Source organism: Polaribacter sp. OB-PA-B3 (assembly GCF_054589375.1).
In genome coordinates, this window is the sequence record NZ_BAAIIX010000006.1 from 64,339 (window position 1) to 89,971 (window position 25,633).

The following is a 25,633-nucleotide window of genomic DNA, read 5'->3' on the forward strand; positions in this document are numbered from 1 at the left end:
ATGAAAATCTTAAAATATTCTTCTTTTCTAATTTTATCTTGTATCGTACTTTTTTCTTGTGCTTCAACATTAAATAATTCTAAAAATAACACAAAAGAAGAACCCGTTGTAATTGCAAATGATAGCTTAGAATACGAAATAATTATTATAGATCCGGGTTTTTCATCTTACCTTGCTAGTGTTGCAAAACCAGAAGGATTTTACGACCAAAATTACTTAGAAGCAAGAAATAAAGTTTGGGTACTTACCTGGAATCAACGAGCGCAAAACCCAACTAGTTTTAATCAAGGTATTTATGAAAACATTATAGATTACAATTCGAACACAGATTATGGCTACGAAGTAAACTACAAATTATTTAACTATTTTTTATTTGCTCAAAGGAAATATAAAATGAGTTTGGGCGGTGGTTTTAGAACAGGAAGAATTAATTAACTTTTGTATAAGTTACAAAACTGTAATCTAACTTATTTTTTTCATCAGCAGTATAATCTTCTCTAGCATCTTCTCTCCAAATTTCGGGGTCTATTTCAGGAAAAAAAACATCAGCCTCAAAATCTTTATGAACCAGTGTAATATCTAAACGATCTGCTAAATTTTTAGCAATTGTTTCTTTATAAATTTGAGCACCACCAATTATAAAAATTTTTTCTTCTTCTTTTGCCATTTCAATTGCCTCTTCTAAACTATTAGCAATTAAACAACCATCTTTAAAATAATTTTTATTTCTTGTAATAATTATTGTGGTTCTATTAGGCAAAGGTTTCCCTATAGATTCGAAAGTATTTCTACCCATTAATATATAATGACCTGTTGTAACTTTTTTAAATCTTTTTAAATCTGCAGGTAAATGCCAAATCAAATCATTGTCTTTACCTAACGCATTATTTTTTGCAATTGCAGCTATAACTGTAATCATATTAATTGAATAGATTTTTAATTTGTACAAAAATAAGAGAAACTTTACTTAGTTACACTTTTTTATGTCTTTTTACGATTATACAAGAAAAAATTTAAATTGATTTCGTTAAAACCTACTGATTTTCAAGTTATAAAATATAAAAACCGATTGTATAAATAATAAATTTTAAGAATCATTTTATAGATTTTACAATATAAATATATAAGAATTACAAAAGTGATAATTCTTTAGTAAAACACTAATTTTAGGCTTGTTATGTTATTATACTTATATACTTTTACTATAAAATTTGAAATAATTTTTAAATACAAAAGACTATGGCAATCAAAAAACAATTTTTAAAAAGCAAACCTGTTTGCAAAGTAACTTTCTCTATTTCACCAGAAGAAGCTAGTAACGTATCTGTAGTAGGAAGTTTTAATGAATGGAACGCTGCTTCTACTCCTTTAAAAAAATTAAAGAACGGTACTTTTAAAACTACTGTAGATTTAGAAGCCAATAACTCATACGAATTTAGATATTTAATTGATGGTGTCTACACAAATGATGTAGAGGCAGATAGTTTCTCTTGGAACGATTATGCTGGCGCAGAAAACAGTGTATTAACTGTATAAATAAAAAAGACTCTCATTTAATTGAGAGTCTTTTTTATTTATATAGCAACTTTACCTTTTATATGAGGATGCGGATTGTAATCTAACAATTCGAAATCTTCAAACGTAAAATCTTCAATATTTTTTACATTCGAATTCATTTTCATTTTTGGTAAAGGCCTTATATCTCTAGACAATTGTAACTCTAATTGTTCTTTATGATTGTTATAAATATGAGCATCACCAAATGTGTGAATAAATTCTCCTGCCTCATAACCACAAACTTGCGCAACCATCATTGTAAACAATGCATAAGAGGCAATATTAAAAGGTACACCTAAAAATATATCGGCACTTCTTTGGTATAATTGACATGATAATTTACCATCTGCAACATAAAACTGAAAAAATGCATGACAAGGTGGTAAAGCTGCTTTTCCGTTTGACACATTTTCTGAAAATGAAACCGATGTATCTGGCATTACGGAAGGATTCCAAGCAGAAACCATCATTCTTCTAGAATTAGGATTGGCTTTTAATGTAGCAATAACATCTTTTAATTGATCTATTTCATCGCTATTCCAATTACGCCATTGATGCCCATAAACAGGTCCCAAATCTCCGTTTTCATCTGCCCACTCATTCCATATCCTAACACCATTTTCTTGTAAATATTTAATATTTGTATCTCCTTTTATAAACCACAAAAGCTCATAAATTATAGATTTTAAGTGTAATTTCTTTGTTGTAACCATCGGGAAACCTTCACTTAAATCAAATCTCATTTGATATCCAAAAACACTTTTTGTTCCTGTACCAGTTCTATCTCCTTTTTCGTTTCCGTTTTCTAAAACGTGCTTTACTAAATCGTGATATTGTTTCATTTTTATGATGTAAAGTGTTAATTAGATTTATTTTTTCTAAAATAAATAAGTGTAAAAATAAAAAAAGCTTCAAATGGTTTTATGAAGCTTTTTAAATAATATTTTAAAGTTATTAACTATTTAAAATAGTTAATCTCATTTTATCCAATAATCATACCTGCAATAGTAGCAGACATTAAAGATGCTATTGTACCACCAATTAATGCTTTCATACCAAATTCTGATAATACTTTTCTTTGCCCAGGTGCTAAAGAACCAATACCACCAATTTGAATACCAATAGAAGCAAAATTTGCAAAACCACATAACATGTAAGTTGCCATAATTATTGATTTATTAAATGCCAAATGCGTTGTGCTAGCCACATTTTTTAACTCTGCTAATTGTATATAACCAACAAACTCACTTGCAGCAAGCTTAATACCTAACAATTGCCCCATTAGTGTCATATCTTCTGTTGGTACACCTATTAACCACATTAAAGGTGCAAAAACATATCCTAAAATAAACTCTAAAGACAACTGATCATACGCTGTATTGTTTGCTATGATTTCATTTAAAGAAGTTAAATCTCCTACCAAACCTAAACCACCGTTTATCATGGCAATTACAGCTACAAAAACTAATAACATTGCTCCAACATTTACAGCCAAACGCAAACCTTCTGTTGTACCATTTGCTATAGCATCTAAAATATTAGAACCAATTTTTTCTTGCGAAACCGTAACATCTGTATTTACCTCTTCTGTTTGCGGATATAGAATTTTAGAAATTACAATTGCACCAGGTGCTGCCATTACAGATGCCGCTAATAAATGCTTTGCAAAAACCAGTTCTAATTCTTTATCTCCACCACCTAAAAAGCCAATATAAGCAGCCAATACTGCACCAGCAACTGTTGCCATTCCTCCTATCATTACTAAAAGCATTTCAGATTTATTCATCTTTTCTAAATATGCTTTAATTAATAATGGCGCTTCTGTTTGTCCTAAAAAGATATTACCTGCAACAGATAAACTTTCCATACCAGAAATCCCTAAAAACTTAGATAAAACAATAGCTAATATCTTCACCATCCACTGTATAATTCCTAAATAAAATAATAGTGATGTTAATGCTGAGAAAAATATAATTGTTGGTAAAACTTGAAACGCAAAGATGTATCCAAATGTATCCATATCTGCGATTAAACCATCAAAAAGAAATTTACTTCCTGCTTTTGTATATTCTAAGATTTCGATAAAAAGCTTACCAACCAATTCAAATGCTTTCTGAATAAAAGATACTTTTAAAACACCTATTGCTATTATTAATTGCAATGCTAAACCAATTCCTACTTTTTTCCAATCGATAGCCTTCTTTTTAGAACTGAATAAAAAAGCAATTACAATTAAAGAAAACATACCTAATGCGCCACGCCAAAAACTAGTTAAAGTAAAACCACCGCTTTCTATAATACCACCATTTTCTGCAACTAAATTTGTTTCTTTTACTTCTTCAACTTTTTTTGTTGGTGTTACATTATCAGTTTCTGCTAATACTATTTTAGTATATTCTGGTGATGATAATGTGTATGTAACATCTCCTTCAGACAAGACTAAACTTGCGTTATCAAAAGACACTATATTAAAGTATCTTAATTCTTCTTTTGGTGATGTAGCTTTAAAAATTATAAGGTTGTTTTGTCTAAGATAGGTACCAGAAGTAGCTTCTTTATCTGCATAAGCAGGAACTTGAAATTTACCATCAGATAATGAGAAAACTTTAGTTTCTTCTGATTGAAGTAAAGATGTTCCGTCTGATTTTTTTACGGAATTAAACGTCCAATCTTGTTCTAGATCTTGCCCAAAAATTGAAATTGAAATAAAACAAAAGGCAATTAAAAATATATTTTTCATATGGTAAGTTTCTTGTTAAGACCGTTTACTAATTTCGTCTCTAATTTTTGCAGCCAATTCATAATTTTCATTAGCAACTGCTTTGTCTAATTCTTGATGAAGTTCTGTTATAGATTTTTCTGCATAAGAATCTGATTTATCAACTTCTAAAATGGTATCAATTTCAGAAGTAATTTCATCTTCTACATCGTCTGTTAAACCTAATTCTTCTTCAATTTTTAAATAAACACCAGCCTTGTCTAAAATGTTTTCGTAGGTATATATAGGTGCTTGAAAACGTACTGCAATTGCAATTGCATCTGATGTTCTTGCATCTATAACTTCTTGTACTCCATTTTTTTCGCAAATTAAGCTAGAAAAGAAAACACCGTCTACTAATTTATGAATAATTACCTCTTTAATTTCTATTAGAAATCTATCTGAAAAGGTTTTAAACAAATCGTGTGTTAGTGGTCTTGGTGGTCTTATTTCTTTTTCTAAAGCTATGGCTATAGATTGTGCTTCAAAGGCTCCAATTATTATTGGTAAAGTTCTACTTCCTTCCATTTCACTTAAAACTAGTGCATATGCACCTGTTTGTGTTTGGCTGTAAGAAATTCCTTTTATGGTTAGTTTTATTAAACTCATATATCTTTCTGCGGGAAATAAAATTAGCTTTTTATAATATTATTTTAGGCTAATTTTTAAGGGCACAATTTACTAAAAAATTAGATAGTTAAAACAGTTATTTTTTTTACTTTACTTTTTTAGTTATAATAAAGCCTGCGTGAAGGATAGAGCTATTGTGTGAGCTCTTTTTTTTGTGAAATAAAATGGAACAAAACAAAAAGCGAGTAGCGAAAGCCTGACGAAATTATGATTCTAGAAATTATTAAACTTAAAAAAACCTATCAAAACAATAAATTATGATAGGTTTTTATGAATGCTATTAGTTCATAATTTGGGCACGCCCAAACTATTTTAAGCGGCTTTAAACGCTTTTAACTTTTCTATTAATTTAGGTACAACTTCAAAAGCATCTCCTACTACTCCGTAATCTGCAGCCTTAAAAAATGGTGCTTCTGGATCTGTGTTGATAACTACTTTTACCTTAGATGCGTTGATACCGGCTAAATGTTGTATTGCACCAGAAATACCAATTGCAATATATAAATTAGAAGCAACTGGCTTACCTGTTTGCCCTACGTGTTCACCATGTGGCCTCCAACCTAAATCTGAAACTGGTTTAGAACAAGCTGTTGCAGCTCCTAAAACTTCTGCTAACTCTTCTACCATTCCCCAATTTTCTGGACCTTTTAAACCTCTACCTGCAGAAACAACTGTATCTGCATCTGCAATTGTAACTTTACCCGTTACTCTTTCTATATTTTCTGATGTTACGCCTGATGCAGCAACTTCTGCTTCAAAAGCTTCTACTGTTCCTTCTACTTGACTCTCATGAATACCGAAAGAATTTTTTGCTAAACCAATTACCTTATTATCTGTAGAAATTACGGTATTAGAAAATGCTTTATTAGAAAATGCTTTTCTTTTTACTGTAAACGGACTTGTACTAGATGGTGCTGCCACAACATTAGACGCATAACCTGCTTCTAAAGAAACGGCTACTAATGGTGCTAAATACAAACCGTCTATACTAGAGTCTACAATTACAACAGAAGCATTTTCTTTTGCTGCTGCTTGTTGCACTACTGCTGCATATTGTTTTGCGTTAAATGTTGCTAAACTATCGTTAGAAACCGCTAAAACTTTTTCTGCACCGTATTTATGTAATTCTGAAGAATCAGCAGCGTTTATTGTTAAAACAACAACATTTTCACCTAACTGTTCTGCAACTTTTTTTCCGTAAGAAACTACTTCAAAAGCAGTTTTCTTAAATTTTCCGTCTGTTGAATCGGCAAATACTAAAACTGACATATTTTTTATTTTTATATTTTCTAAAGCAATAAATTGTCTCGAGAAAATGAATTTTTAATTATTTTTTTTGATAAAATTTAGAATGTAAAACTTTTACCAAGCCTTAAATAACTTTAGCTTCGTTATGTAATAAGTTAATTAACTCGTCTAAATTATCTGCATCTACTAACTTAACAGCTCCTTTTGGTGCTGGTTTTTCGTAAGTTTGAATGTTGGTTGATGCATTTGCGCCACTAGCCTCTACAACTTGCAAAGGTTTTTTACGTGCCATCATAATTCCTCTCATATTAGGAATACGTAAGTCTTTTTCTTCTACAATACCTTTTTGTCCACCAACTACTAATGGTAAAGTTGTTGCTAAAGTTTCTGCACCACCATCTATTTCTCTTTTTGCATTTACATTGGTACCTTCTACTTCTATTTCTACACAACCATTTACAAAGTTAAAATCTGTTAAAGAAGCTAACATCCCTGGTACCATTTGCCCATTATAATCTGCAGATTCTTTACCTGCTAATACTAAATCGAAACCTCCATTTTTTACAACTTCTGCTAATTCTTTAGCTACTAAAAAACCATCAGTTGGTTCTGCATTTATTCTAATGGCATCATCTGCACCAATTGCCAACGCCTTTCTAAGGGTTGGTTCTGTTTCTGCACCACCTACATTTACAACCGTTACAGAAGCACCTTGCTTTTCTTTAAACCACATTGCTCTTGTTAAACAAAACTCGTCATAAGGATTAATTACAAACTGCACTCCGTTTTTATCAAACTCAGCATCATTATTTGTAAAATTAATTTTTGAAGTGGTATCAGGTACGTGACTAATACAAACTAATATTTTCATAAATTATAATTTTATATTCTTTTCTTGTTGACGAAATTACGGCTTTTTTTTAAAAAATACTATGCATGCATAGTATTTTTTTTATTTATTTATTAATTAAAGATAAATTATCGTTTGTTTTTTTAAACTTTTCCAAAAAATACAGTAGAATAAATGGAAGTATCATAGATAAATACGATATATCAAATAAATTACCCTGTATATTTTCATAAAAACCTTCGTCAATAATATTTATAAGGAAGGTTATACACATTAAGCTTGATAAAATATAAGTTGAAAACAAAATTACATCGCTACTATTTTTTACTTTAAATGATAAAATAAACGGAAATGCTAAAGAAATAAAAATTAAAATCTTTGGAGCATAACGTGTTTGATGATTGAAAGGATTGTGCTCTATTATTACGTCTAAACTTGGTAAATCTATAAAAACGGGTAATGAAATAATAGTTAATGATATTAAAAAACATAAAATAAAAAGCAACTTGTTAAAAAGTTTTATTTTTAAAAATTCTGAAAACATAAATATGATTAAGGGTATCGCTACAATACCTCTAGTTAATGTAAATAATGCAGTTAAAAAGGCTAGTAAATAGAAATGTTTAAAAATATTATTATTAAATTTTTGCTTCCAAATGATAATAAATAAGAGAACTAGAATACAATTACTCATCAAATCGCTCTTACCAATAACTTCCCAATAATAGGAGGGTGCAAGAACAACTAGTAAAAAGATAAAAACCTTTTGATTATTTTTAATTTTAGAAAGAATGATAAATATCGAAAAAAATAAAAAAGTAAATGGTTGCAAGTACCCTACATCTCCTAGCAAATAAAATGGTAGCCCTATATAAAACAAACCTGGTAAGTTAGAACTAGTATTACCCAAATGATCTAAGATAGTGTATGGATATTTTCCTTCTAAAACACTTTTTATTAAAACCTCTAAAGCAGACCACCTGTCTGTATTTAAACTTAAACCGTCTACTTTAAAATTAATAAACATTAAAAGAGAAAAAAATAATAAAGAGAAACTTATTAAAATTAAATTCATCTTTTTTATGGTGTTTAAAAACACTTTTGCGTAACTTAAAAATAAAAAAACAGAAATAACTAGCAAGTTGTAAATAATTACAAATACATAGTTAGGTAATAATGTTATTCTATCGGAATATTTTAAAACAAAAAATGAATTTATTGTTAAATAAAGAAATAAAAACAATTTTTGATTACTAAAAAAATATGGAAACATGTTCAAAATATAAAATTCTTCTATTTTTGATATAAAAGTACATTTTATTTACTCATAAATTCCTTACTTTTGCTTATCAAAAAACAAACAATAATTTAGATTCAATGAAGACAGTTCAATTTAGAGAGGCAATTTGTGAAGCCATGAGCGAAGAAATGCGCAGAGATGAAAGCATTTACTTAATGGGTGAAGAGGTTGCAGAATATAATGGAGCTTATAAAGCTAGTAAAGGAATGTTAGACGAGTTTGGTGCAAAAAGAGTTATAGATACTCCTATTGCAGAACTTGGTTTTGCAGGTATTGCAATTGGTTCTGCTATGAATGGCAACAGACCTATTGTAGAATACATGACTTTTAACTTCTCTTTAGTTGGTATTGATCAAATTATTAATAACGCAGCAAAAATTAGACAAATGTCTGGTGGACAATTCAATTGTCCTATTGTTTTTAGAGGACCAACGGCATCTGCAGGACAATTAGGTGCAACGCACTCACAAGCATTTGAAAACTGGTTTGCAAACACACCTGGTTTAAAGGTTATTGTACCATCTAACCCATATGACGCTAAAGGATTACTTAAAGCAGCAATTAGAGATGATGATCCGGTAATTTTTATGGAGTCTGAACAAATGTATGGTGATAAGATGGAAATTCCTGAAGGAGAATACATTATACCAATTGGTGTTGCAGACATTAAAAGAGAAGGAACAGATGTAACTATTGTTTCTTTTGGTAAAATTATTAAAGAAGCTTACAAAGCTGCAGATGAGTTAGCTAAAGACAATATCTCTGTAGAAATTATAGATTTAAGAACTGTGCGCCCAATGGATCATGCGGCTATCTTAACTTCTGTAAAGAAAACTAATAGATTAGTTGTTTTAGAAGAAGCTTGGCCATTTGCAAGTGTTGCATCAGAAATAACATACAGAATTCAGAATGAAGCATTCGATTACTTAGATGCTCCAATCAAAAGAATAACTACGGCAGATGCCCCTGCACCTTATTCTCCTGTATTATTCGAAAAATGGCTTCCAAATGCACAAGATGTTATTAAAGCAGTTAAAGAAGTAATGTATATTTAATACATAATTCCAAATAAATTTAAAAAATCCTTTTTTCTCAATTTGAAAAAAGGATTTTTTAATTCTAAATAAGTTCGAAAACCATTGCGCAAATACACCATAAAATATATTGAAAAACTTATAAGATTTACTACTTTTGCAATAAGTTTAAAAGATAAATAAGAAATTTATGAGTTCAGAAGATAAGAAGACTTTTGATGTTTTAATAGAGATACCTAAAGGAAGTAGAAATAAATATGAGTATGATTTTGATTTGAATAAGATTCGATTTGATAGAATGTTATTTTCTTCTATGATGTATCCTGCAGATTATGGTTTTGTACCAGAAACTTTAGCTTTAGATGATGATCCATTAGATGTATTAGTATTAGGTCATGAGCCAACTTTTCCTATGTGTGTTATCGAAGTAAAACCAATTGGTGTATTTCATATGACAGACGAAAAAGGACCAGATGAAAAAATTATTTGTGTACCAATTTCTGATCCAATTTGGAATAATAAAAATGACATTTCTGACTTAAATCCTCATAGATTAAAAGAAATAGAACATTTCTTTAAAGTTTATAAAGATTTAGAAAAGAAAAAAGTAGATGTTGGTGGATGGGGAGATGCTAAAGAAGCTTACCAAATATTTTCTGAATCTGTAAAAAGATATGAAGAAAGCGACTACAAAAAAGTAGATCAATTTAAAATATAATCTTACTTTCAAGTAAAAATTAAAAACTCTTTAAGAAATTTCTTAAAGAGTTTTTTTTTGCAATCAAATTAGAAAAAATTAAAAACTCATAATTTTTATCAAAATCACTTTAATAATCCATATTTAAAAATATTATATATTTCATAATTTTAAGACTAAAAAATGTGAATATTAAAATATTTTTTACTTTAAATTGAATTTATTACATTTACGATCATTTTAAATTAATTCAAATAATATATAATATATGGAGTCATTAATGATTTGGATGCCAATTGCAATGGCAGTATTGGGTTTAATCTACATGTGGGTTAAACAAACATGGGTAATGAAACAAGATGCAGGAGATGGAAAAATGAAAGAAATTTCTGATCACATTTATGAAGGCGCTCTTGCTTTTCTAAGTGCAGAATATAAGTTATTAGCCATTTTTGTAGTTATTGTTAGTATAGCATTAGCAGCCGTATCTTTTATTGTACCAACTACTCACATCTTAATTGTTGTCGCTTTTATATTTGGTGCTGTTTTTTCTGCTTTTGCAGGAAATATTGGTATGAAAATAGCTACAAAAACAAACGTTAGAACCACACAAGCTGCTAAAACTAGTTTGCCAAATGCATTAAAAATTTCTTTTGGCGGCGGTACTGTTATGGGCTTAGGCGTTGCTGGTTTGGCTGTATTAGGTTTAACAGCCTTCTTTATTGTTTTTTACCAAAAATTTATGGGAGGAGTTTGGACTTCTACAACAGATATGACAATAGTTTTAGAAACTTTAGCTGGTTTTTCTTTAGGAGCAGAATCGATTGCACTTTTTGCAAGAGTTGGCGGCGGTATTTACACAAAGGCTGCAGACGTAGGTGCAGATTTAGTTGGTAAAGTAGAAGCAGGTATTCCCGAAGACGACCCAAGAAACCCAGCTACAATTGCAGATAATGTTGGTGATAATGTTGGTGATGTTGCTGGTATGGGTGCAGATTTATTTGGTTCTTATGTTGCTACCGTTTTGGCAGCAATGGTTTTAGGAAATTATGTTATTAAAGATATGGGCGGAAGTATAAATGATGCTTTTGGAGGAATTGGCCCGATCTTATTACCAATGGCAATTGCAGGTGCTGGAATTATAATTTCTATTATCGGTACTATGCTTGTAAAAATTAGTGATAACAATGCAAAAGAATCTCAAGTTATGGGTGCTTTAAATAAAGGAAACTGGACTTCTATTATTTTAGTTGGTCTTTCTTGTTTTGGCTTAGTTACTTGGATGTTGCCAGAAAAAATGCAAATGGAATTTTTTGGTGAAGGCTTACAAGAAATATCTTCTATGAGAGTATTTTATGCAACTCTTGTAGGTTTAATTGTAGGTGCAGTTATTTCATCAGTAACAGAATATTATACCGGTTTAGGAAAATCTCCAATATTAAAAATAGTACAACAATCTTCTACAGGAGCAGGAACAAACATTATTGCAGGTTTAGCAACAGGTATGATTTCTACTTTCCCATCAGTATTATTATTTGCTGGTGCAATTTGGGCTTCGTATGCTTTTGCTGGTTTTTATGGTGTGGCTTTAGCAGCTTCTGCTATGATGGCTACCACAGCAATGCAATTAGCTATTGATGCTTTTGGACCAATTTCTGATAATGCAGGTGGTATTGCAGAAATGAGTGAGCAAGAACCAATTGTAAGAGAACGTACAGATATTTTAGATTCCGTAGGAAATACAACTGCAGCCACTGGTAAAGGTTTTGCCATTGCTTCTGCGGCTTTAACTTCTTTAGCACTTTTTGCTGCTTATGTAACATTTACAGGAATAGACGGAATTAACATTTTTAAAGCACCAGTTTTAGCAATGTTATTTGTGGGCGGAATGGTGCCTGTTGTTTTTTCTGCTTTAGCAATGAATGCCGTGGGTAAAGCGGCTATGGAAATGGTACAAGAGGTTCGTAGACAATTTAGAGATATAGCAGGTATTATGGAAGGCACAGGAAAACCAGAGTATGATAAATGTGTCGCAATTTCTACCAAAGCATCGTTAAAAGAAATGATGTTGCCTGGTTTACTAACTATAGGTTTCCCTTTAGTAATTGCATTTATTCCTTTAGCTTTCGGTATGGATAAACTGGCTATCGCAGAAATGTTAGGTGGCTATATGGCCGGAGTAACAGTTTCTGGTGTTTTATGGGCAATTTTTCAAAATAATGCTGGTGGAGCTTGGGATAATGCAAAAAAATCTTTTGAAGCTGGTGTAGAAATTGATGGAGAGATGACATATAAAGGATCTGATGCACACAAAGCAGCTGTAACTGGAGATACGGTTGGAGATCCATTTAAAGATACTTCTGGTCCATCAATGAATATTTTAATTAAATTAACTTGTTTAATCGGTTTGGTTATAGCACCTATTTTAGGCGGACATACAGAAGACACTATTCAAGGTAAAGAGATTAAAAAAGAAATAAAACTTAAGACAAACGATAACAAACTAGCAAAAGTTACAGAAACCGATAAGGTTAACAAGATTTTTGTCTTAAAAGAGTAATCATCAAAATATGGATTCATAAAAAAAGCTGCACTAACTGCAGCTTTTTTTATGTACTATATTATATCAAATTATTTTTTATAAATTACTTTATAATCATCACCAACTTTTTGATTTAAATCTTCAATAGTTTTAAAATACTTATATCTTGTATTAAAAATTCTATCTGGCTTATCACCAACTACATAATACTTAACATTTAAATCTGGTGCGTTTAAGGTAATTTGATCTGAAATTCTCATCTTTTTATCGTTAATAGATTGATCCATTTCTTCTAACATAGAAATTACAACTAAATTATTATTCATTGCTCTAATCTCTTTTATATCAATCTTGTGCTCTTTATCTGTAACTTCAACTTCTACCATTAAGGTTTGTTCTTCTTTTTCTATTTCACCATCATCATTTGGCATATCAACATCTACATATGGCACCTCTACCTCAGTTTCTTCCATTACTACCACAACTTTTGGCACTTTAACTGTTTTTGTTGTTGTACCAACATTTACATCTGCCCAATCTACATCAAAAGATGGTAATTGACCCGCTTTGGTATCTACATCTATATCAACATCTGGTAATTTAGCCTTTTTTGTTTGGTCTACGTCACAGCTATACAATACAGAAGCTGCCATTATTGTCATAATGATTTTTTTCATAATATTTAAAATTTTGGTTAAACTTAAGTTGTACTTTTCAAGCACAAATCAAAATTAAGAGGATTTAACCGTACTAATTAGCTCAAAAAAAATTCTTCTTAACTCAAATAATGGTAAGAAAATCTGTTTGAAATTATTACTTGGCTTAGACAATTAGTACTTTTGTTTAAATTGAGTTATCCATATAAATTTTAGTACTATATGTCATTTTTTAGTAAAGATCCTTTACAAATAATTGTTTTTCAGAGCTATGGTAGTGATACACATTTTTACGTGAGAGGTAGAGCTTTACAAGACGAAAATATCAATCTAGAAAAAAATAACATATTTAGCTTATTAAGAAATACTTGGAAACGTTTTGAGAGTGATGAGGTTCGAAATACATCTTTAACAATTCTATTGCCTAATAACCATAAAATTATTACCAAAACTGATTATAAAGGGTATTTTGAAGTATCTGAAACCTTAAATAATTTAACTAATTTAACCGATATTGAAGGTTGGTTAAACTTTGAAGTTTCTTTTACCGATTCTAATATCAAAAGAAAAATAACGAACAATAATACCTTTTTGGGTAAAATGTTGATTCCTAAATTAAGAGTAGACTACGGAATTATAAGTGATATAGACGACACTATATTACATACAGGTGTTATTTCTAAAATGAAATGGCGAGTACTTATAAATACATTTTTTGTATCTCCTTTAAAAAGGAAAGTACTTGTTGGTGCTGCAGAATTTTACAACTTATTACATCTTGGTATATCTGGTAAAAATGCGAATCCTTTATTTTATGTTAGCCACAGTCCTTGGAATTTATATAGATATTTAGACTTTTTCCTTGAAAAAAACAATTTTCCGAAAGGAGCCATTTTGTTAAGAACTGCTGGTAGTATTTTTAAGAAAAAAACCTTAGAAGAAAAACCGCAAAAACAAAACGAAATTAGAAATATTCTTAAAACTTATACAGATTTAAAGTTTATTTTAATTGGTGATGCTGGTGAACATGATGCTGATATTTATATGGAAATCACTAAAAACTATCCTAATAGAATAAAAGCTATTTATTTAAGAAGTGTACAACATAGTAAAAAAATGGAACGCATTAAATTATTGGTAGAAAATTATAATGATACCGAATTTTTTATTGTTGATTCTTCTAAAGAGGCTATAATACATGCTAAAAAACATCAATTTATAGCATAAAAAAACTGCTTAAATTAATTAAACAGTTTATTTATATATTAAGGTTTTAATTTTATCTTTTAACTCCGCCTCTAATTAAAGAAAGCACAAATAATACTAAAAATACAAAAAATAATATTTTAGCAATTCCTGCAGAAGCTCCTGCAATTCCTCCAAATCCTAATACTGCAGCAATTAATGCAATTACTACAAATGTGATTGTCCAACGTAACATAATTTTAAAGTTTTAATGGTTAATAAATAAATAGATATTTCTATTTCTTACACTACAAATTTACGTGCTTTATAGCATTACACTTAACTCTAATAAATTGATTATTAACTCAAATAGAGCGTAAAAAAATATCTCAAATAAAAAAAAGATGCTTTTCAGCATCTTTTTTAAAGTTCTAACTAAAGTTTAAATCTTAAGAAATTTCTTCTAGAGATTTAATATTGTAAAGACCCGTTTCTATGATCGATTTTTGCGATTCTAATACTTCTTTGGTACTACTTGGCAAACTTGTTTCTTTTAAAACGTCTTCATATTCTTGAATAGAAGCTTTTTCTCCTCTAATTGCCTCTTCTAACATAGATTCTTCATCATCTAAAGAGAATAAAGATTTTACATCCATCCAAGCTCGATGTGCTGTTCCTGTTAAACTACCACCTTTATCTACTTCTTGGTTAAATGATTTAATTTCTTTTTTTAATTCATGTCCAAAAGTATATCTCTCTTCTGCCTTTTTATTAAAGTATATTTTAAGAGAATTGTTTTCTATATTTTCTGCAGCTTTTTTAAAACCTTTTTCTGCATCGTATGTTTTTTCTAAAAGTGCATTTAATTTCTCTCCAACTTCTTGTGTGTAAGTATTCATTTCTTTTTAATATTTTAATGAACGCTCGTTTCGTTTTAAGATGCCAAACGCTTTACATCTGTTTTATATTACAAAATTAACTCTTATCTAAAAGAACTATTAGTTCAAATACTTTTATAATTAACTCTATAAATTTTTAGAGTTTTATTAATTTATAATGATATGTTTTCTTTCATGTACTTTCTATAGCTATTTGCTAAAGATGTTTTTTCTTTTTCTGAAAAAACTTTACCAGATAATTGAAAAAATTGATGCTCTTCATCTTCTAAATGATGTTCTACTTTTTCTTTTAAATCCTTTGCTGTTTTTAACCAGGCTGAAGAATCATAATCTGTTTCTTCTAATTTTTCTATCAACTCATCTATCTCATGATGCTCTGCAATACCGTGTCTTGCTTTTTCTTGCATCATATCATTAGAAATTAAAGGCTTGTAAAAATGGCGTTCTTCTGCATTTGCGTGTACTTCTAACTCTTCTTTTAGTTCTTTAAATAATTGATCTCTTAATTTCGAATCACCAGAAGTATCAACTAATTTGTCTAAAAGTTCTCTTTGCTTGTCGTGGTCTATCCTTATTTCTTCGTAAATGTTCATGATATATTTTTTTTTGGTTACTCAAAATTACAGCCGAAATCGAAAATTTTTTAGCTCTTTTCATAAAAGTATTAATCGATATGAATTATATATAAGTTTAAGCCAGCATTATAAACAAAAGACTTTCAGTAATTTAAACGATACTACAATGATTGCAATTGATATAATTGTAGGTTTTGGAAATGCTAAAAATACTAAGTGTTTTGTTCTGTTTGATTGGTGTATTAATTTCTTAGAATTTCTTACAGAACTTCAAAAAGAATTTGTTTTTAAAATTTTACTCCAACCAATTTAGAAAAAAGTTACCTATTGTAATAGAACTATAAAAAAACCTCAGCGAATTAACGCTGAGGTTCATCAATCAACCAACCACTTATTCGAATATTATAAAAACAATCGAATAACTTTGCTGTTATATTTTATTTAAAAATCTTTTTAATAAACACTAAAGCACTGTATTTACTCAGAAACTTTAATGAACTACTTAAGATGTTTAGTGGTTTTAAACTTTCTTCAAAATCATTTTTTACAATTTTGAGTTCTTCTAATGCTATATCTCTTTCTAGAGCAATTTGCTTTAAATCTCTATCTATTTCTTCGAAGCTAGTATAGTTTTTCATAACTTTTATATTTAATTGAAAAATACATCAGACATTTTACTAATAACTTTTTTATCTAGAGTTTTTCTAAAAAGATAACAAAGCAATGCAATAACAATTATAATTCCTGCTACAGCTAAATACCCTAAGGCACTGCTACCAAAAAGTTCTCCTAATGCTATTGCTGCCGATACTGATAAGAAAACAAAACTAATAAAGGCTAATCCTCCTATTAAAAGTATTTTAGCAATCATACCTATGGTTAGGGCAGATATTTGAAATGCTTTTAATTTTGCATGCTCATAAGATTTAGAGACAAACTCTTTACCAGCGTCTGTACCCTTGTCTGCAGAATTACTAAAACTTTTAAAAATGCTCATCTAGTTACACAGATTTTTGTAATTTTTTATTTTTTTCTTTAAGCTCTTTTAGTTTTTTCTCTAAAGTAGTAATTACATCTTCTGCTTTATGACTAACATTAGACACAACATTTTCTAATTGTGTATCTAAAGTTTCTTTTTTATCTGAAACAGTAGAAGAAACTTGAGTTTTTAACTCAGATGCTCTTTCTGCCATTTTATCTTTTGCAGCCATTGCTTCTTCAGAAATTCTTTTTCTTGTCTTTTCTCCTTTATCTGGTGCAAATAAAATACCTAAGGTTGCCCCGATAACTGTACCTGCTAATAAACCTACTACTGTGTTGCTACTATTGCTCATATTATTTTTTTTATGGTTAACTTTCTCTGTTATTATACCTGTTGCAATTTCTGTACCATTATAAGTACACCACAAAGATAATTTGAAAGCAGGGTTTAGATTAACTCTATAACTTCAAATCTTGACTCAAACCAATTTTTACTTAAAAATAAGCTTAAAAACGCAAAAAACACCTCAAAATGAGGTGTTTTTATTAAAAATAATATGTTTTTTATTTAAAAAGCATAACGTTGTGGTCCTCCTCTACGGATGTCTTCACTAGCTACATCTTCAAATTGTTTAAAGTTGTGTCTAAATGCATTCGATAATTTAAATGCTGTTTTATAGTAAGCTTCATCATTATTCCAGGTAGCTCTCGGACTTAATAATTCCGTTGGTACACCAGGACAACTTCTAGGTTGTGCTACACCAAAGACTGAATGTATATGATAATCTTCATAAGTATAACTTCCTAAATCACCATTTAAAACAGCAGAAATCATTGCTCTGGTGTATTTTAATGGCATTCTTCTTCCAACGCCATATTGCCCACCAGACCAACCTGTATTAATTAGCCACACGTTTACACCAGCATCTTTCATCTTCTTACTTAGCATTTCTGCATATTTAGTTGGGTGTAATGGCATAAAAGGTGCACCAAAACAAGCAGAAAAGCTTGGTGTTGGCTCTGTTACACCTGCTTCTGTACCTGCAACTTTAGCCGTATAACCAGATATAAAATGATATGCAGCTTGGTTAGGTGTTAATTTAGATATTGGAGGCAACACGCCAAAAGCATCTGCCGTTAAAAAGAAAATATTTTTAGGATTTTTACCAATTGATGGTTTTTTAATATTTTCTATATGATAAATGGGATAACTAACTCTTGTATTTTGTGTTATTGATATGTCTGCAAAGTCTATTTCACCTTTGTCATCCATAATAACGTTTTCTAAGATTGCTCCTTTTTTGATTGCACCAAAAATTTCTGGTTCTTGCTCTTTAGAAAGGTTTATTACTTTAGCATAACAACCACCTTCGAAGTTAAAAACAGAATTTTCTGCGGTCCAACCGTGTTCATCATCACCAATTAAACTTCTATCTGGATCTGTAGAAAGAGTTGTTTTACCTGTACCAGATAATCCGAAGAAAATTGCCGTGTCGCCATCTTTACCAACGTTTGCAGAACAATGCATTGGTAATGTATTTTTGTAGACTGGTAGAATAAAATTTAAAGCAGAAAAAATTCCTTTTTTAATTTCACCGGTATATCCTGTACCTCCAATTAAAGCAATTTTTCTTGTAAAGTTTAAAATTGCAAAGTTATGTTGTCGTGTACCATCTACTTCTGCATCTGCCATAAAACCTGGTGCATTAACAACGGTCCATTCTGCATCAAATGTTTTAAGCTCTTCTTCCGTAGGTCTTAAAAACATATTGTGAGCAAACATATTACTCCAAGGGTATTCGTTTACAACACGAATATTTAATTTATAATCTTCGTCTGCACAAGCATAAGAATCTCTTACAAATAGTTCTTTATTTGAAAGGTAATCGGTTACCTTATTGTAAAGTGCATCAAATTTATCAGCGTCAAATGGTAAGTTAATATCACTCCACCAGACTTGGTCTTTGGTAATATCATCTTTTACGATAAACCTATCTTTTGGTGATCTTCCTGTAAACTCACCTGTATTAACCGCAATTGCGCCTAAAGAAGATTCTACACCTTGTTCTTTTTCTAAAGTTTCTGCATGAAGTTCATCCGATGTTAATTGGTAACGAACAGTAGCATTTCTGATTCCTAAATTTTCTAACGAAATCGATTTCGTATTTAGATTTATCATTTCTATAATTTTAGTTGTGTTTCTATTATTACACGACAAAATTAAACAATATTTTTTTACAGAAAAGTTATTTACCTGTTTTTTATGAATATATTATTTATTTGACATTTTTTTTACGAATAGTGTAATCATTAAAATCCAACCGATTATAAAAAACAAACCACCTAATGGTGTTATAAACCAAATAGATTTTGCCGTAATTGAAGTTAAATTTATTGCATAAATAGAACCTGAAAAGAATAGTATTCCTAAAAAGAAAAATAGACTTATCTTATTTTTTTGAGAAATTGAAAATCCGCTGTAGGTATTTACAAAAAGTAAAACTATTACATGATACATTTGATATCTAACCGCTGTTTCGAAACTAAGCAACTCTGTTGCAGATAAACTTTCTTTTAATGCATGTGCGCCAAAAGCACCTAAAACAATAGCCAAAGCACCAAGCGCACTAGTAATAATTAAATTTTTAAACATTTTTAATGGTTTTTGTTTAATTTTAAACAATTAATGTATATTCGTATTACATACAAAAATACATCTTATTCCATGAAAAACATCCTAATTATTGGCGCAGGTAAATCTAGTTCTTCCCTTATAAAATACCTTTTAGACAAATCTGAACAAGAAAATCTCTACATTACAATTGGTGATGTATCTGTTGATAATGCAAAAAAATTAATTGGAAAACAAAAGAATGTAAAAACTATTCAATTGGATGTTTTTGACCAAGAAAACCGCATAAAGTGTATAGGAAATGCAGATATTGTAATTTCTATGTTGCCTGCAAGATTTCATATTGAGGTAGCAAAAGATTGTATTAAATTAAAAAAACATTTGGTAACTGCTTCTTACATATCCGAAGAAATGAAAGCCTTAGACTCTAAAGTAAAAGAGAATGGTTTGGTATTTATGAATGAAATTGGTGTAGACCCTGGAATAGACCATATGAGTGCAATGCAGGTTCTTGATAAATTAAGAGCAAAAAATGCTAAATTACTTTTATTTGAATCTTTTACAGGCGGATTAGTAGCACCTGAAAGCGATACCAATTTATGGAATTATAAATTTACTTGGAATCCTAGAAATGTGGTTTTGGCAGGACAAGGAGGTGCTGCAATGTTTATACAAGAAGGAACGTATAAATACATACCTTATCATAAATTATTTAGACGTACAGAGTTTTTAAAAATAAACGGTAGCGGAAATTTTGAAGCGTATGCAAACAGAGATTCTCTAAAATATAGAAATGTTTATGGTTTAGAAAACATACCAACAATGTACAGAGGCACCATAAGAAAAGTTGGTTTTTCTAGAGCTTGGAATATTTTTGTGCAATTAGGTATGACAGATGATACATACATCATAGAGAATTCTGATAAAATGAGCTACAGAGATTTTGTAAATCTATTTTTAGCGTATTCACCTTCGGATTCTGTTGAACTAAAATTACGTTCTTATTTAAAAATTGATCAAGATGATATAATGTGGCAAAAATTAGTTGAGCTTGATCTTTTTAATCCTAAGAAAATTATTGGTTTAAAAAACGCAACCCCTGCACAAATGCTGCAAAAAATTTTAGAAGATTCTTGGACATTGCAAGAAGATGATAAAGACATGATTGTTATGCAACATTTATTTGGTTACGAATTAAATGGAGAAAAAAAACAAATAGAAAGTAGCTTGGTTGTTATTGGCGAAAATCAAAAATTTACTGCTATGGCAAAAACCGTTGGTTTACCGGTTGCAATTGCTGCTTTAAAGATTTTAAAAGGCGAAATTAAAACTCCGGGAGTACAACTACCTATTTCTAAAGAAGTGTACGAGCCAATTTTAAAAGAATTAGAAAATTACGGAATAAAATTTAAAGAAAAAGAAGTGTCTTATTTAGGTTATAATCCAAATAACGTTATTGGCTAACAGAAAAATTTACATATTTAAATAAAAATCTTTCGTAAGGTTTTTATAGGCTTCTGTATATTCATGTCGAGAGATTTCTATTGTTAAATTTTCTAACGAAAATTCTTTTTCAATAAAAGAAAACTCTAATAAACTTCTTTTAATTTCTGATGTTTCTGTGCCTTTAACTCGGCAAATTCTAGTAGGAAATAATTGATTTTTTTTTGCTAAATCAATAAAACACGTTTCTTCTTTAAAAGGAATAATTACAGAAAAAACACCCGATTTAGATAAAATTTTTGCTGTATTACTTATTAAATCTTCAAATGATAAAGCCGATGTAAATCTAGCTTGATTTCTGGCATTGTCATCGGTTTCAAAATTATCTGTATAAAATGGCGGATTAGAAACTATAACATCATACTCTTCTTCTTCCTCCTCTATTTCGTCTGCAAATTCTTTAAAAGTTGCATTGTAACAATACAAACGGTCTGCCCAATCAGATTTTTCAAAATTATCTACACTTTGTTCGTAAGCAGCTTCATCAATTTCTACAGCATCAATAGTCATTGCATCACAACGTTGTGCTATCATTAAAGAAATAACACCTGTACCAGAACCAACATCTAAAACAGTATCTGGATACTCACCTAAAGAACACCATGCTCCTAATAAAACACCGTCTGTACCAATTTTCATGGCAGTTTTATCTTGATGCACCGTAAACTCTTTAAATCTAAATGGTTTTGACAAAATATTAGTTTTTTAAACTAAAAATTCTGTGTTTAATTACACAGAACTTTTTAAATAATTAAATTTTAAATATATTTTTTTTTAGCAGAGAGAAAGGGATTCGAACCCTTGGTACCGTTACCAGCACACTACCTTTCCAGGGTAGCCTATTCGACCGCTCTAGCACCTCTCTTTTTATAGATAAAGTTCTATAAGTCCGTTAGGAGTTTCTACTTCTATAGTTTTATTTTCTCTATCAACTTTTTTAATAAAATCGTCTACCATTGGTATAAATACTTCATTACCATCTCTATCGATTTCAAATAACGGTTGTGCTGCCTTATCATTGATATGAACTATTGTACCAACTTCTCCAAAATTAGCATCAACAACAGTAAAACCTATTACCTCATGGTAATAAAACTTATCTCCGGTTAGTTTTGGTAACATTGTTGTGGGTAAATAAACACCACATTTTAAAATTGAATCTGCTTCTTCTTCAGAGTAAACATCTTCAAACTGCACACGTAGTTGATTACCTTTATGTAGCGAGCTTTTATCAATAAAAAATGGAACCAGGTTTGTGCCAAATTCGACATAAACTGATTCCATATTTTTGTACAACTCGGGTTCGTCTGTATCTAACTTGATAACAACTTCGCCCTTAAAACTATATTTTGTTACGATTCTGCCTAAATAAAAACAATCTTCTTTACGCATATTCGTATAACTTTATAATTTATTCTGCTGCTTTTTCTGCTGCTTCATCAATAGTTTCTGGAGCTGCTTCTTCTGTAGCAACTTCTTCAGCAACCTCTTCTACAACTGGTTTAGCTGCTTCAATTCTTGCTTCGTTAACTGCTTTTTCTGCTGCTAAAGCTGCTGCTTTTGCATCAGATTGAGCTTTAGATAAACCTGCTTCTTTATCAGCAATTTTTGTAGACTTTGCCTCTAACCAAGCTGCAAATTTTGCATCTGCTTGCTCTTGAGTTAAAGCACCTTTTCTAACACCACCAGCTAAATGATTTTTTAACATTGCACCTTTGTAAGATAAAATGTTTTTTGCAGTTTGCGTTGGTTGTGCACCATTTTGTAACCATTGTACAGCTTTATCTACATTTAAGTTGATTTCTGCAGGGTTTACGTTAGGATTGTAAGTACCAATTTTTTCTAAGTATTTACCATCTCTTTTTGCACGAGCATCAGCGGCAACGATCCAATAGAATGGTTTCCCTTTTTTACCGTGTCTTTGTAATCTGATTTTTACAGACATAATTTGTTAATTTTTTAAGGTTCTCGACCTTGATTATTAATAATCTTACCATCTCGTGGTAAGTGGGCGCAAAAATACAACTTTTTTTCTATTAATCAACTATTATATTGGCTCACAATGATTTTGATTAAAATGTTAAAGCTTAACCCGCTATTTTAACATTAAGACCGTTAAAAATAGTTAAGAAATCACAAACCTTGTTAAACATCTTTTATGTTCTAATTTAGCCTGTATCTTTGAGTTGCAGATGCGAAACAATACACATCTATAAAGAACGATATTGAAATTAAAATGAAAATGACACAATGAAGTACACAGAAAAAATTTCGAATAAGTTAAACGAATTACTAGAGAAAAATTACGATGCAGAGAAAGGATATTTAAGTTCTGCAGAAAACGTAGAAAGTTCTAATTTAAAAATTTTCTTTAAAAATAGAGCTTCAGAAAGAAGTCAATTTGCTAAAGAATTAAGAACAGAAATATTGTCTTACGGCCAAATTCCGGAAGATGACGGATCTTTTAAAGGTGCAATGCACAGAAACTGGATGTCTTTAAAGTCTTTATTTAGCACAAACGATGAAGAAGCAATTTTAGAGGAAGCTTTAAGAGGTGAAAAAGCAAGTTTAGAAGAGTATAAAGAAATTCTAAAAGAAGATGCTTTTGCACCATCAACAAGAAAAATGTTAGAACAACAACAGCAAAAAATTCAGGCAGCAATTAATATTTTAATGGTCGAAGAAGAATTAGCATAGTTAATAAATAGTAGAATTTGAATTTGATAATAGTTAGTTAGTAAAAAGTCAATCCTTAATTGGATTGGCTTTTTTTTATAAGATGATGTTAAATAATAATTGCTTAACATTAAAGCATTCTTAAAAATTTACATTTATTCGCTAAATTAATTAATTAAGTAATTAAGTAACGTAATGAACGATATTAGACCGATTAATAAAGGTTTTGAAGATTTTGAGCTTTTACCCTATTTACAAAGTTTAAACAAACCAATTAATGATCAATTAATATTTGAGATTAATGTAAAAAAAAATGATTATATCTATTTACCTCCAAATAAAGACAATTTCATTTATGAAATAATAACAGGTGCAGTAAAATTAGGTGGTTATTCTGATGACGGTGATAGTTTTGTTTATGAAGTTTTACCTCATAATGAGTTTTTTGGCAATTTAAAATATCTAAATGGTATTTTTCATGAATACGCAAAAGCTTTAATTGACTGCAAAATAAGATTATATGACTTAGATTTTTTTAAAAATCTAACTACAACAGAACCCGCTGTTACAAATTGGTTTATTTCTTACATCGTAAAAAGATGGTGCTCTGCTGAGGTAAAACTAAAAACAATTAAAGAAAAAAACATTGAAGATAAAGTAAAATCTTTACAAGAATATTATAATATCGAAGTTATAAACACAAAAGGGCAACGCTTTTTATTAAGCAATCTGCTTTCTAAAAAAGACATGGGTGACCTTATTGGAGTCACCCGTCAAACTGTTGCTTCAACACTTCAAAAAGAAAAACAGCTTGTCTTTTAAAAATTTAAATAAAAAAACATTTTGAGTAATTTTTTTTAAATTATTTCAATGGATAAACTTGCTCTATTTTTTGCTGTAAAGTACCATCTCCTCGCATTTCCATTTCCACTCTATTTTTGTCAAAATTAAGTTTTAACACTCCAAAACTCGTTGACGAAACTACGTTACCAATTCTTGCCGGATTATATTCTTTTGTAAAATTCTTACTAGCATGCGTCATTCCACTAGAAGTAAAATCAATTAACGGATATGCTAAACCATTTACTTCTTCTTTAGAAAATTCTGATATATGACGATCTCCAGATAATAGAATTACATTATTAGCTTTTGAAAACACGATTAAATCTAATAATTTTTTACGTTCTAACGGAAAGTTTGCCCATTTTTCATAGGGATGCTTTTCTGCTAATACCTGTATACTGCTTAAAATGATATTAAATTGTGCGTTAGAATTAACTAATTCATTTTCTAACCATGCCCATTGTTTAGCTCCTAAAATAGTTCGTTTTTCCTGATCTCCGTTTATGCTTTTTTTGCTAATATCTGTTCTAAAATACCGAGTATCTAACAATATAATTTTCACAGAACCTTTAGCTGTTTTGATAACTTCAGAATGATAAACGCCTTTTCTATTTCTTCTACGAGAATTTTTATCAACTCCTAAGAAATCTAACAATAACTCTTGACTTTTTTCTTTTTTCGGATATTCTACACCCGCATCATTTGCACCAAAATCATGATCATCCCAAACTCCTAAAATTTTTGTTTGTTTTAAAAGAGCATCATAACCTTTTTGTTTTTTTTGAAGATTATAATCTGCTTCCATTTTACCCATATCCTCTGTATCTGCATAAATAATATCTCCTCCCCAAAGCCATACATCTGGGTTTGTAGCTGCAACATCATCCCATAATAAGTTCTTTTGATTCGGTTTATTACAAGATCCAAAAGCGAGTGTAAAATCTGCCGTTTTATTTTTTGTAGATTGTTTTAAAGTTGTATTATTTTCAGTTGATTTAATGGTTGTTTTACATGAATACACTGTAAAAACAACAAATACTATTACTATAATTTTTTTCATTGATATT

The 25,633-nt window shown here is 29.9% G+C and carries 29 protein-coding genes and 1 tRNA gene; 9 read left to right on the forward strand and 21 right to left on the reverse strand.

Going from position 1 to position 25,633, the window contains the following annotated elements; genetic code table 11:
• Nucleotides 1–435, forward strand: coding sequence for a DUF6146 family protein (locus tag ACYPV9_RS11505; protein WP_459743890.1), 435 nt, complete (start codon nucleotides 1–3; stop codon nucleotides 433–435).
• On the opposite strand, the gene ACYPV9_RS11510 is transcribed toward ACYPV9_RS11505, so the two are convergent.
• Complete coding sequence (locus tag ACYPV9_RS11510) at nucleotides 428–919, reverse strand: dihydrofolate reductase (protein ID WP_459743893.1); 492 nt, start codon at nucleotides 917–919, stop codon at nucleotides 428–430. The genes ACYPV9_RS11505 and ACYPV9_RS11510 overlap by 8 nt on opposite strands.
• 320 nt (nucleotides 920–1,239) lie before the next feature.
• Between ACYPV9_RS11510 and ACYPV9_RS11515 the strand changes: the two genes are divergently transcribed.
• Nucleotides 1,240–1,536, forward strand: a complete 297-nt coding sequence (locus tag ACYPV9_RS11515; RefSeq protein WP_459743895.1) for an isoamylase early set domain-containing protein — start codon at nucleotides 1,240–1,242, stop codon at nucleotides 1,534–1,536.
• Between the two features lie 38 nt (nucleotides 1,537–1,574).
• Here ACYPV9_RS11515 and ACYPV9_RS11520 read toward each other — a convergent pair whose 3' ends face one another.
• The 6 genes from ACYPV9_RS11520 to ACYPV9_RS11545 all read right to left on the reverse strand — a co-directional run bounded on the left by ACYPV9_RS11520 (nucleotide 1,575) and on the right by ACYPV9_RS11545 (nucleotide 8,118).
• Nucleotides 1,575–2,399, reverse strand: a complete 825-nt coding sequence (locus ACYPV9_RS11520; RefSeq protein WP_299063875.1) for a thymidylate synthase — start codon at nucleotides 2,397–2,399, stop codon at nucleotides 1,575–1,577.
• A 140-nt stretch (nucleotides 2,400–2,539) separates the two neighbouring features.
• Nucleotides 2,540–4,297: a NupC/NupG family nucleoside CNT transporter gene (locus ACYPV9_RS11525; RefSeq protein WP_459743899.1), complete on the reverse strand. Its 1,758-nt coding sequence runs from the start codon at nucleotides 4,295–4,297 to the stop codon at nucleotides 2,540–2,542.
• Nucleotides 4,298–4,312: 15 nt separating this feature from the next.
• Complete coding sequence (locus tag ACYPV9_RS11530; RefSeq protein WP_299063869.1) at nucleotides 4,313–4,924, reverse strand: bifunctional nuclease family protein; 612 nt, start codon at nucleotides 4,922–4,924, stop codon at nucleotides 4,313–4,315.
• Between the two features lie 333 nt (nucleotides 4,925–5,257).
• A complete protein-coding gene (locus ACYPV9_RS11535; protein ID WP_459743901.1) occupies nucleotides 5,258–6,214 on the reverse strand; it encodes an electron transfer flavoprotein subunit alpha/FixB family protein in 957 nt (318 codons plus the stop codon).
• Nucleotides 6,215–6,317: 103 nt separating this feature from the next.
• The gene (locus ACYPV9_RS11540) at nucleotides 6,318–7,064 is read right to left on the reverse strand and encodes an electron transfer flavoprotein subunit beta/FixA family protein (RefSeq protein ID WP_299063863.1); all 747 of its coding nucleotides are present in this window, start codon (nucleotides 7,062–7,064) and stop codon (nucleotides 6,318–6,320) included.
• A gap of 85 nt (nucleotides 7,065–7,149) precedes the next feature.
• Entirely contained in the window at nucleotides 7,150–8,118 is a 969-nt protein-coding gene (locus tag ACYPV9_RS11545; protein ID WP_299063860.1) for a hypothetical protein, read from the reverse strand.
• 239 nt (nucleotides 8,119–8,357) lie between these two features.
• Between ACYPV9_RS11545 and ACYPV9_RS11550 the strand changes: the two genes are divergently transcribed.
• The 3 genes from ACYPV9_RS11550 (at nucleotide 8,358) to ACYPV9_RS11560 (ending at nucleotide 12,634) form a co-directional block, all read left to right on the forward strand.
• A complete protein-coding gene (locus tag ACYPV9_RS11550; RefSeq protein ID WP_299064044.1) occupies nucleotides 8,358–9,398 on the forward strand; it encodes a pyruvate dehydrogenase complex E1 component subunit beta in 1,041 nt (346 codons plus the stop codon).
• A 169-nt stretch (nucleotides 9,399–9,567) separates the two neighbouring features.
• The gene (locus ACYPV9_RS11555; protein WP_299063858.1) at nucleotides 9,568–10,095 is read left to right on the forward strand and encodes an inorganic diphosphatase; all 528 of its coding nucleotides are present in this window, start codon (nucleotides 9,568–9,570) and stop codon (nucleotides 10,093–10,095) included.
• Nucleotides 10,096–10,342: 247 nt separating this feature from the next.
• Entirely contained in the window at nucleotides 10,343–12,634 is a 2,292-nt protein-coding gene (locus ACYPV9_RS11560) for a sodium-translocating pyrophosphatase (RefSeq protein WP_459743906.1), read from the forward strand.
• A 71-nt stretch (nucleotides 12,635–12,705) separates the two neighbouring features.
• Here the strand turns inward: ACYPV9_RS11560 and ACYPV9_RS11565 are convergent, their stop codons facing one another.
• Nucleotides 12,706–13,293 carry a hypothetical protein gene (locus ACYPV9_RS11565; protein WP_299063853.1) on the reverse strand — a complete coding sequence of 196 codons (588 nt, stop codon included), beginning with the start codon at nucleotides 13,291–13,293 and terminating at the stop codon, nucleotides 12,706–12,708.
• 201 nt (nucleotides 13,294–13,494) lie between these two features.
• Between ACYPV9_RS11565 and ACYPV9_RS11570 the strand changes: the two genes are divergently transcribed.
• On the forward strand, nucleotides 13,495–14,499 hold the full coding sequence (locus tag ACYPV9_RS11570; protein ID WP_459743909.1) for an App1 family protein: 1,005 nt from the start codon (nucleotides 13,495–13,497) through the stop codon (nucleotides 14,497–14,499).
• Between the two features lie 52 nt (nucleotides 14,500–14,551).
• On the opposite strand, the gene ACYPV9_RS11575 is transcribed toward ACYPV9_RS11570, so the two are convergent.
• From ACYPV9_RS11575 to ACYPV9_RS11610, 8 genes are all read right to left on the reverse strand, one after another.
• The gene (locus ACYPV9_RS11575) at nucleotides 14,552–14,713 is read right to left on the reverse strand and encodes a DUF1328 domain-containing protein (protein ID WP_077811153.1); all 162 of its coding nucleotides are present in this window, start codon (nucleotides 14,711–14,713) and stop codon (nucleotides 14,552–14,554) included.
• 193 nt (nucleotides 14,714–14,906) lie between these two features.
• Nucleotides 14,907–15,356, reverse strand: a complete 450-nt coding sequence (locus ACYPV9_RS11580) for a ferritin-like domain-containing protein (RefSeq protein ID WP_299063845.1) — start codon at nucleotides 15,354–15,356, stop codon at nucleotides 14,907–14,909.
• A 152-nt stretch (nucleotides 15,357–15,508) separates the two neighbouring features.
• Nucleotides 15,509–15,949 carry a hemerythrin domain-containing protein gene (locus tag ACYPV9_RS11585; RefSeq protein ID WP_459743913.1) on the reverse strand — a complete coding sequence of 147 codons (441 nt, stop codon included), beginning with the start codon at nucleotides 15,947–15,949 and terminating at the stop codon, nucleotides 15,509–15,511.
• A 419-nt stretch (nucleotides 15,950–16,368) separates the two neighbouring features.
• The gene (locus tag ACYPV9_RS11590) at nucleotides 16,369–16,569 is read right to left on the reverse strand and encodes a DUF6327 family protein (RefSeq protein ID WP_299063838.1); all 201 of its coding nucleotides are present in this window, start codon (nucleotides 16,567–16,569) and stop codon (nucleotides 16,369–16,371) included.
• A gap of 11 nt (nucleotides 16,570–16,580) precedes the next feature.
• Nucleotides 16,581–16,928 carry a hypothetical protein gene (locus ACYPV9_RS11595; RefSeq protein ID WP_299063835.1) on the reverse strand — a complete coding sequence of 116 codons (348 nt, stop codon included), beginning with the start codon at nucleotides 16,926–16,928 and terminating at the stop codon, nucleotides 16,581–16,583.
• Between the two features lie 4 nt (nucleotides 16,929–16,932).
• Nucleotides 16,933–17,265 (reverse strand): YtxH domain-containing protein, encoded by a 333-nt coding sequence (locus ACYPV9_RS11600; RefSeq protein ID WP_459743917.1) that lies wholly within the window; start codon nucleotides 17,263–17,265, stop codon nucleotides 16,933–16,935.
• A gap of 215 nt (nucleotides 17,266–17,480) precedes the next feature.
• On the reverse strand, nucleotides 17,481–19,091 hold the full coding sequence (gene pckA / locus ACYPV9_RS11605; protein WP_459743919.1) for a phosphoenolpyruvate carboxykinase (ATP): 1,611 nt from the start codon (nucleotides 19,089–19,091) through the stop codon (nucleotides 17,481–17,483).
• Nucleotides 19,092–19,184: 93 nt separating this feature from the next.
• Nucleotides 19,185–19,565, reverse strand: a complete 381-nt coding sequence (locus tag ACYPV9_RS11610; protein ID WP_299063826.1) for a DUF423 domain-containing protein — start codon at nucleotides 19,563–19,565, stop codon at nucleotides 19,185–19,187.
• A 72-nt stretch (nucleotides 19,566–19,637) separates the two neighbouring features.
• Between ACYPV9_RS11610 and ACYPV9_RS11615 the strand changes: the two genes are divergently transcribed.
• Nucleotides 19,638–21,008 (forward strand): saccharopine dehydrogenase family protein, encoded by a 1,371-nt coding sequence (locus ACYPV9_RS11615; protein WP_459743922.1) that lies wholly within the window; start codon nucleotides 19,638–19,640, stop codon nucleotides 21,006–21,008.
• 9 nt (nucleotides 21,009–21,017) lie between these two features.
• Here the strand turns inward: ACYPV9_RS11615 and ACYPV9_RS11620 are convergent, their stop codons facing one another.
• From ACYPV9_RS11620 to ACYPV9_RS11635, 4 genes are all read right to left on the reverse strand, one after another.
• Nucleotides 21,018–21,740 carry a tRNA1(Val) (adenine(37)-N6)-methyltransferase gene (locus tag ACYPV9_RS11620; RefSeq protein WP_459743925.1) on the reverse strand — a complete coding sequence of 241 codons (723 nt, stop codon included), beginning with the start codon at nucleotides 21,738–21,740 and terminating at the stop codon, nucleotides 21,018–21,020.
• 85 nt (nucleotides 21,741–21,825) lie between these two features.
• Nucleotides 21,826–21,912 (reverse strand) — tRNA-Ser (locus ACYPV9_RS11625).
• A gap of 2 nt (nucleotides 21,913–21,914) precedes the next feature.
• The gene (gene rimM, locus ACYPV9_RS11630) at nucleotides 21,915–22,439 is read right to left on the reverse strand and encodes a ribosome maturation factor RimM (protein WP_079738167.1); all 525 of its coding nucleotides are present in this window, start codon (nucleotides 22,437–22,439) and stop codon (nucleotides 21,915–21,917) included.
• 19 nt (nucleotides 22,440–22,458) lie between these two features.
• Complete coding sequence (locus tag ACYPV9_RS11635; protein WP_077811145.1) at nucleotides 22,459–22,992, reverse strand: 30S ribosomal protein S16; 534 nt, start codon at nucleotides 22,990–22,992, stop codon at nucleotides 22,459–22,461.
• A gap of 305 nt (nucleotides 22,993–23,297) precedes the next feature.
• On the opposite strand from ACYPV9_RS11635, the gene ACYPV9_RS11640 reads away from it, so the two are divergent.
• Both ACYPV9_RS11640 and ACYPV9_RS11645 read left to right on the forward strand, forming a co-directional pair.
• Complete coding sequence (locus ACYPV9_RS11640; RefSeq protein WP_459743930.1) at nucleotides 23,298–23,744, forward strand: ferritin-like domain-containing protein; 447 nt, start codon at nucleotides 23,298–23,300, stop codon at nucleotides 23,742–23,744.
• A gap of 174 nt (nucleotides 23,745–23,918) precedes the next feature.
• Nucleotides 23,919–24,545, forward strand: coding sequence for a Crp/Fnr family transcriptional regulator (locus tag ACYPV9_RS11645; protein ID WP_459743932.1), 627 nt, complete (start codon nucleotides 23,919–23,921; stop codon nucleotides 24,543–24,545).
• 40 nt (nucleotides 24,546–24,585) lie between these two features.
• Here ACYPV9_RS11645 and ACYPV9_RS11650 read toward each other — a convergent pair whose 3' ends face one another.
• Nucleotides 24,586–25,626, reverse strand: coding sequence for an alkaline phosphatase D family protein (locus tag ACYPV9_RS11650; protein WP_459743935.1), 1,041 nt, complete (start codon nucleotides 25,624–25,626; stop codon nucleotides 24,586–24,588).
• Nucleotides 25,627–25,633: the final 7 nt, after the last annotated feature.

Coding starts and splice junctions, on each gene's coding strand:
- ACYPV9_RS11505 (WP_459743890.1), top strand. CDS start 1: ATGAAAATCTTAAAATATTCTTCTTTTCTAATTTTATCTTGTATCGTA.
- ACYPV9_RS11510 (WP_459743893.1), bottom strand. CDS start 919: ATGATTACAGTTATAGCTGCAATTGCAAAAAATAATGCGTTAGGTAAA.
- ACYPV9_RS11515 (WP_459743895.1), top strand. CDS start 1,240: ATGGCAATCAAAAAACAATTTTTAAAAAGCAAACCTGTTTGCAAAGTA.
- ACYPV9_RS11520 (WP_299063875.1), bottom strand. CDS start 2,399: ATGAAACAATATCACGATTTAGTAAAGCACGTTTTAGAAAACGGAAAC.
- ACYPV9_RS11525 (WP_459743899.1), bottom strand. CDS start 4,297: ATGAAAAATATATTTTTAATTGCCTTTTGTTTTATTTCAATTTCAATT.
- ACYPV9_RS11530 (WP_299063869.1), bottom strand. CDS start 4,924: ATGAGTTTAATAAAACTAACCATAAAAGGAATTTCTTACAGCCAAACA.
- ACYPV9_RS11535 (WP_459743901.1), bottom strand. CDS start 6,214: ATGTCAGTTTTAGTATTTGCCGATTCAACAGACGGAAAATTTAAGAAA.
- ACYPV9_RS11540 (WP_299063863.1), bottom strand. CDS start 7,064: ATGAAAATATTAGTTTGTATTAGTCACGTACCTGATACCACTTCAAAA.
- ACYPV9_RS11545 (WP_299063860.1), bottom strand. CDS start 8,118: ATGAATTTAATTTTAATAAGTTTCTCTTTATTATTTTTTTCTCTTTTA.
- ACYPV9_RS11555 (WP_299063858.1), top strand. CDS start 9,568: ATGAGTTCAGAAGATAAGAAGACTTTTGATGTTTTAATAGAGATACCT.
- ACYPV9_RS11560 (WP_459743906.1), top strand. CDS start 10,343: ATGGAGTCATTAATGATTTGGATGCCAATTGCAATGGCAGTATTGGGT.
- ACYPV9_RS11565 (WP_299063853.1), bottom strand. CDS start 13,293: ATGAAAAAAATCATTATGACAATAATGGCAGCTTCTGTATTGTATAGC.
- ACYPV9_RS11570 (WP_459743909.1), top strand. CDS start 13,495: ATGTCATTTTTTAGTAAAGATCCTTTACAAATAATTGTTTTTCAGAGC.
- ACYPV9_RS11575 (WP_077811153.1), bottom strand. CDS start 14,713: ATGTTACGTTGGACAATCACATTTGTAGTAATTGCATTAATTGCTGCA.
- ACYPV9_RS11580 (WP_299063845.1), bottom strand. CDS start 15,356: ATGAATACTTACACACAAGAAGTTGGAGAGAAATTAAATGCACTTTTA.
- ACYPV9_RS11585 (WP_459743913.1), bottom strand. CDS start 15,949: ATGAACATTTACGAAGAAATAAGGATAGACCACGACAAGCAAAGAGAA.
- ACYPV9_RS11590 (WP_299063838.1), bottom strand. CDS start 16,569: ATGAAAAACTATACTAGCTTCGAAGAAATAGATAGAGATTTAAAGCAA.
- ACYPV9_RS11595 (WP_299063835.1), bottom strand. CDS start 16,928: ATGAGCATTTTTAAAAGTTTTAGTAATTCTGCAGACAAGGGTACAGAC.
- ACYPV9_RS11600 (WP_459743917.1), bottom strand. CDS start 17,265: ATGAGCAATAGTAGCAACACAGTAGTAGGTTTATTAGCAGGTACAGTT.
- pckA (WP_459743919.1), bottom strand. CDS start 19,091: ATGATAAATCTAAATACGAAATCGATTTCGTTAGAAAATTTAGGAATC.
- ACYPV9_RS11610 (WP_299063826.1), bottom strand. CDS start 19,565: ATGTTTAAAAATTTAATTATTACTAGTGCGCTTGGTGCTTTGGCTATT.
- ACYPV9_RS11615 (WP_459743922.1), top strand. CDS start 19,638: ATGAAAAACATCCTAATTATTGGCGCAGGTAAATCTAGTTCTTCCCTT.
- rimM (WP_079738167.1), bottom strand. CDS start 22,439: ATGCGTAAAGAAGATTGTTTTTATTTAGGCAGAATCGTAACAAAATAT.
- ACYPV9_RS11635 (WP_077811145.1), bottom strand. CDS start 22,992: ATGTCTGTAAAAATCAGATTACAAAGACACGGTAAAAAAGGGAAACCA.
- ACYPV9_RS11640 (WP_459743930.1), top strand. CDS start 23,298: ATGAAGTACACAGAAAAAATTTCGAATAAGTTAAACGAATTACTAGAG.
- ACYPV9_RS11645 (WP_459743932.1), top strand. CDS start 23,919: ATGAACGATATTAGACCGATTAATAAAGGTTTTGAAGATTTTGAGCTT.
- ACYPV9_RS11650 (WP_459743935.1), bottom strand. CDS start 25,626: ATGAAAAAAATTATAGTAATAGTATTTGTTGTTTTTACAGTGTATTCA.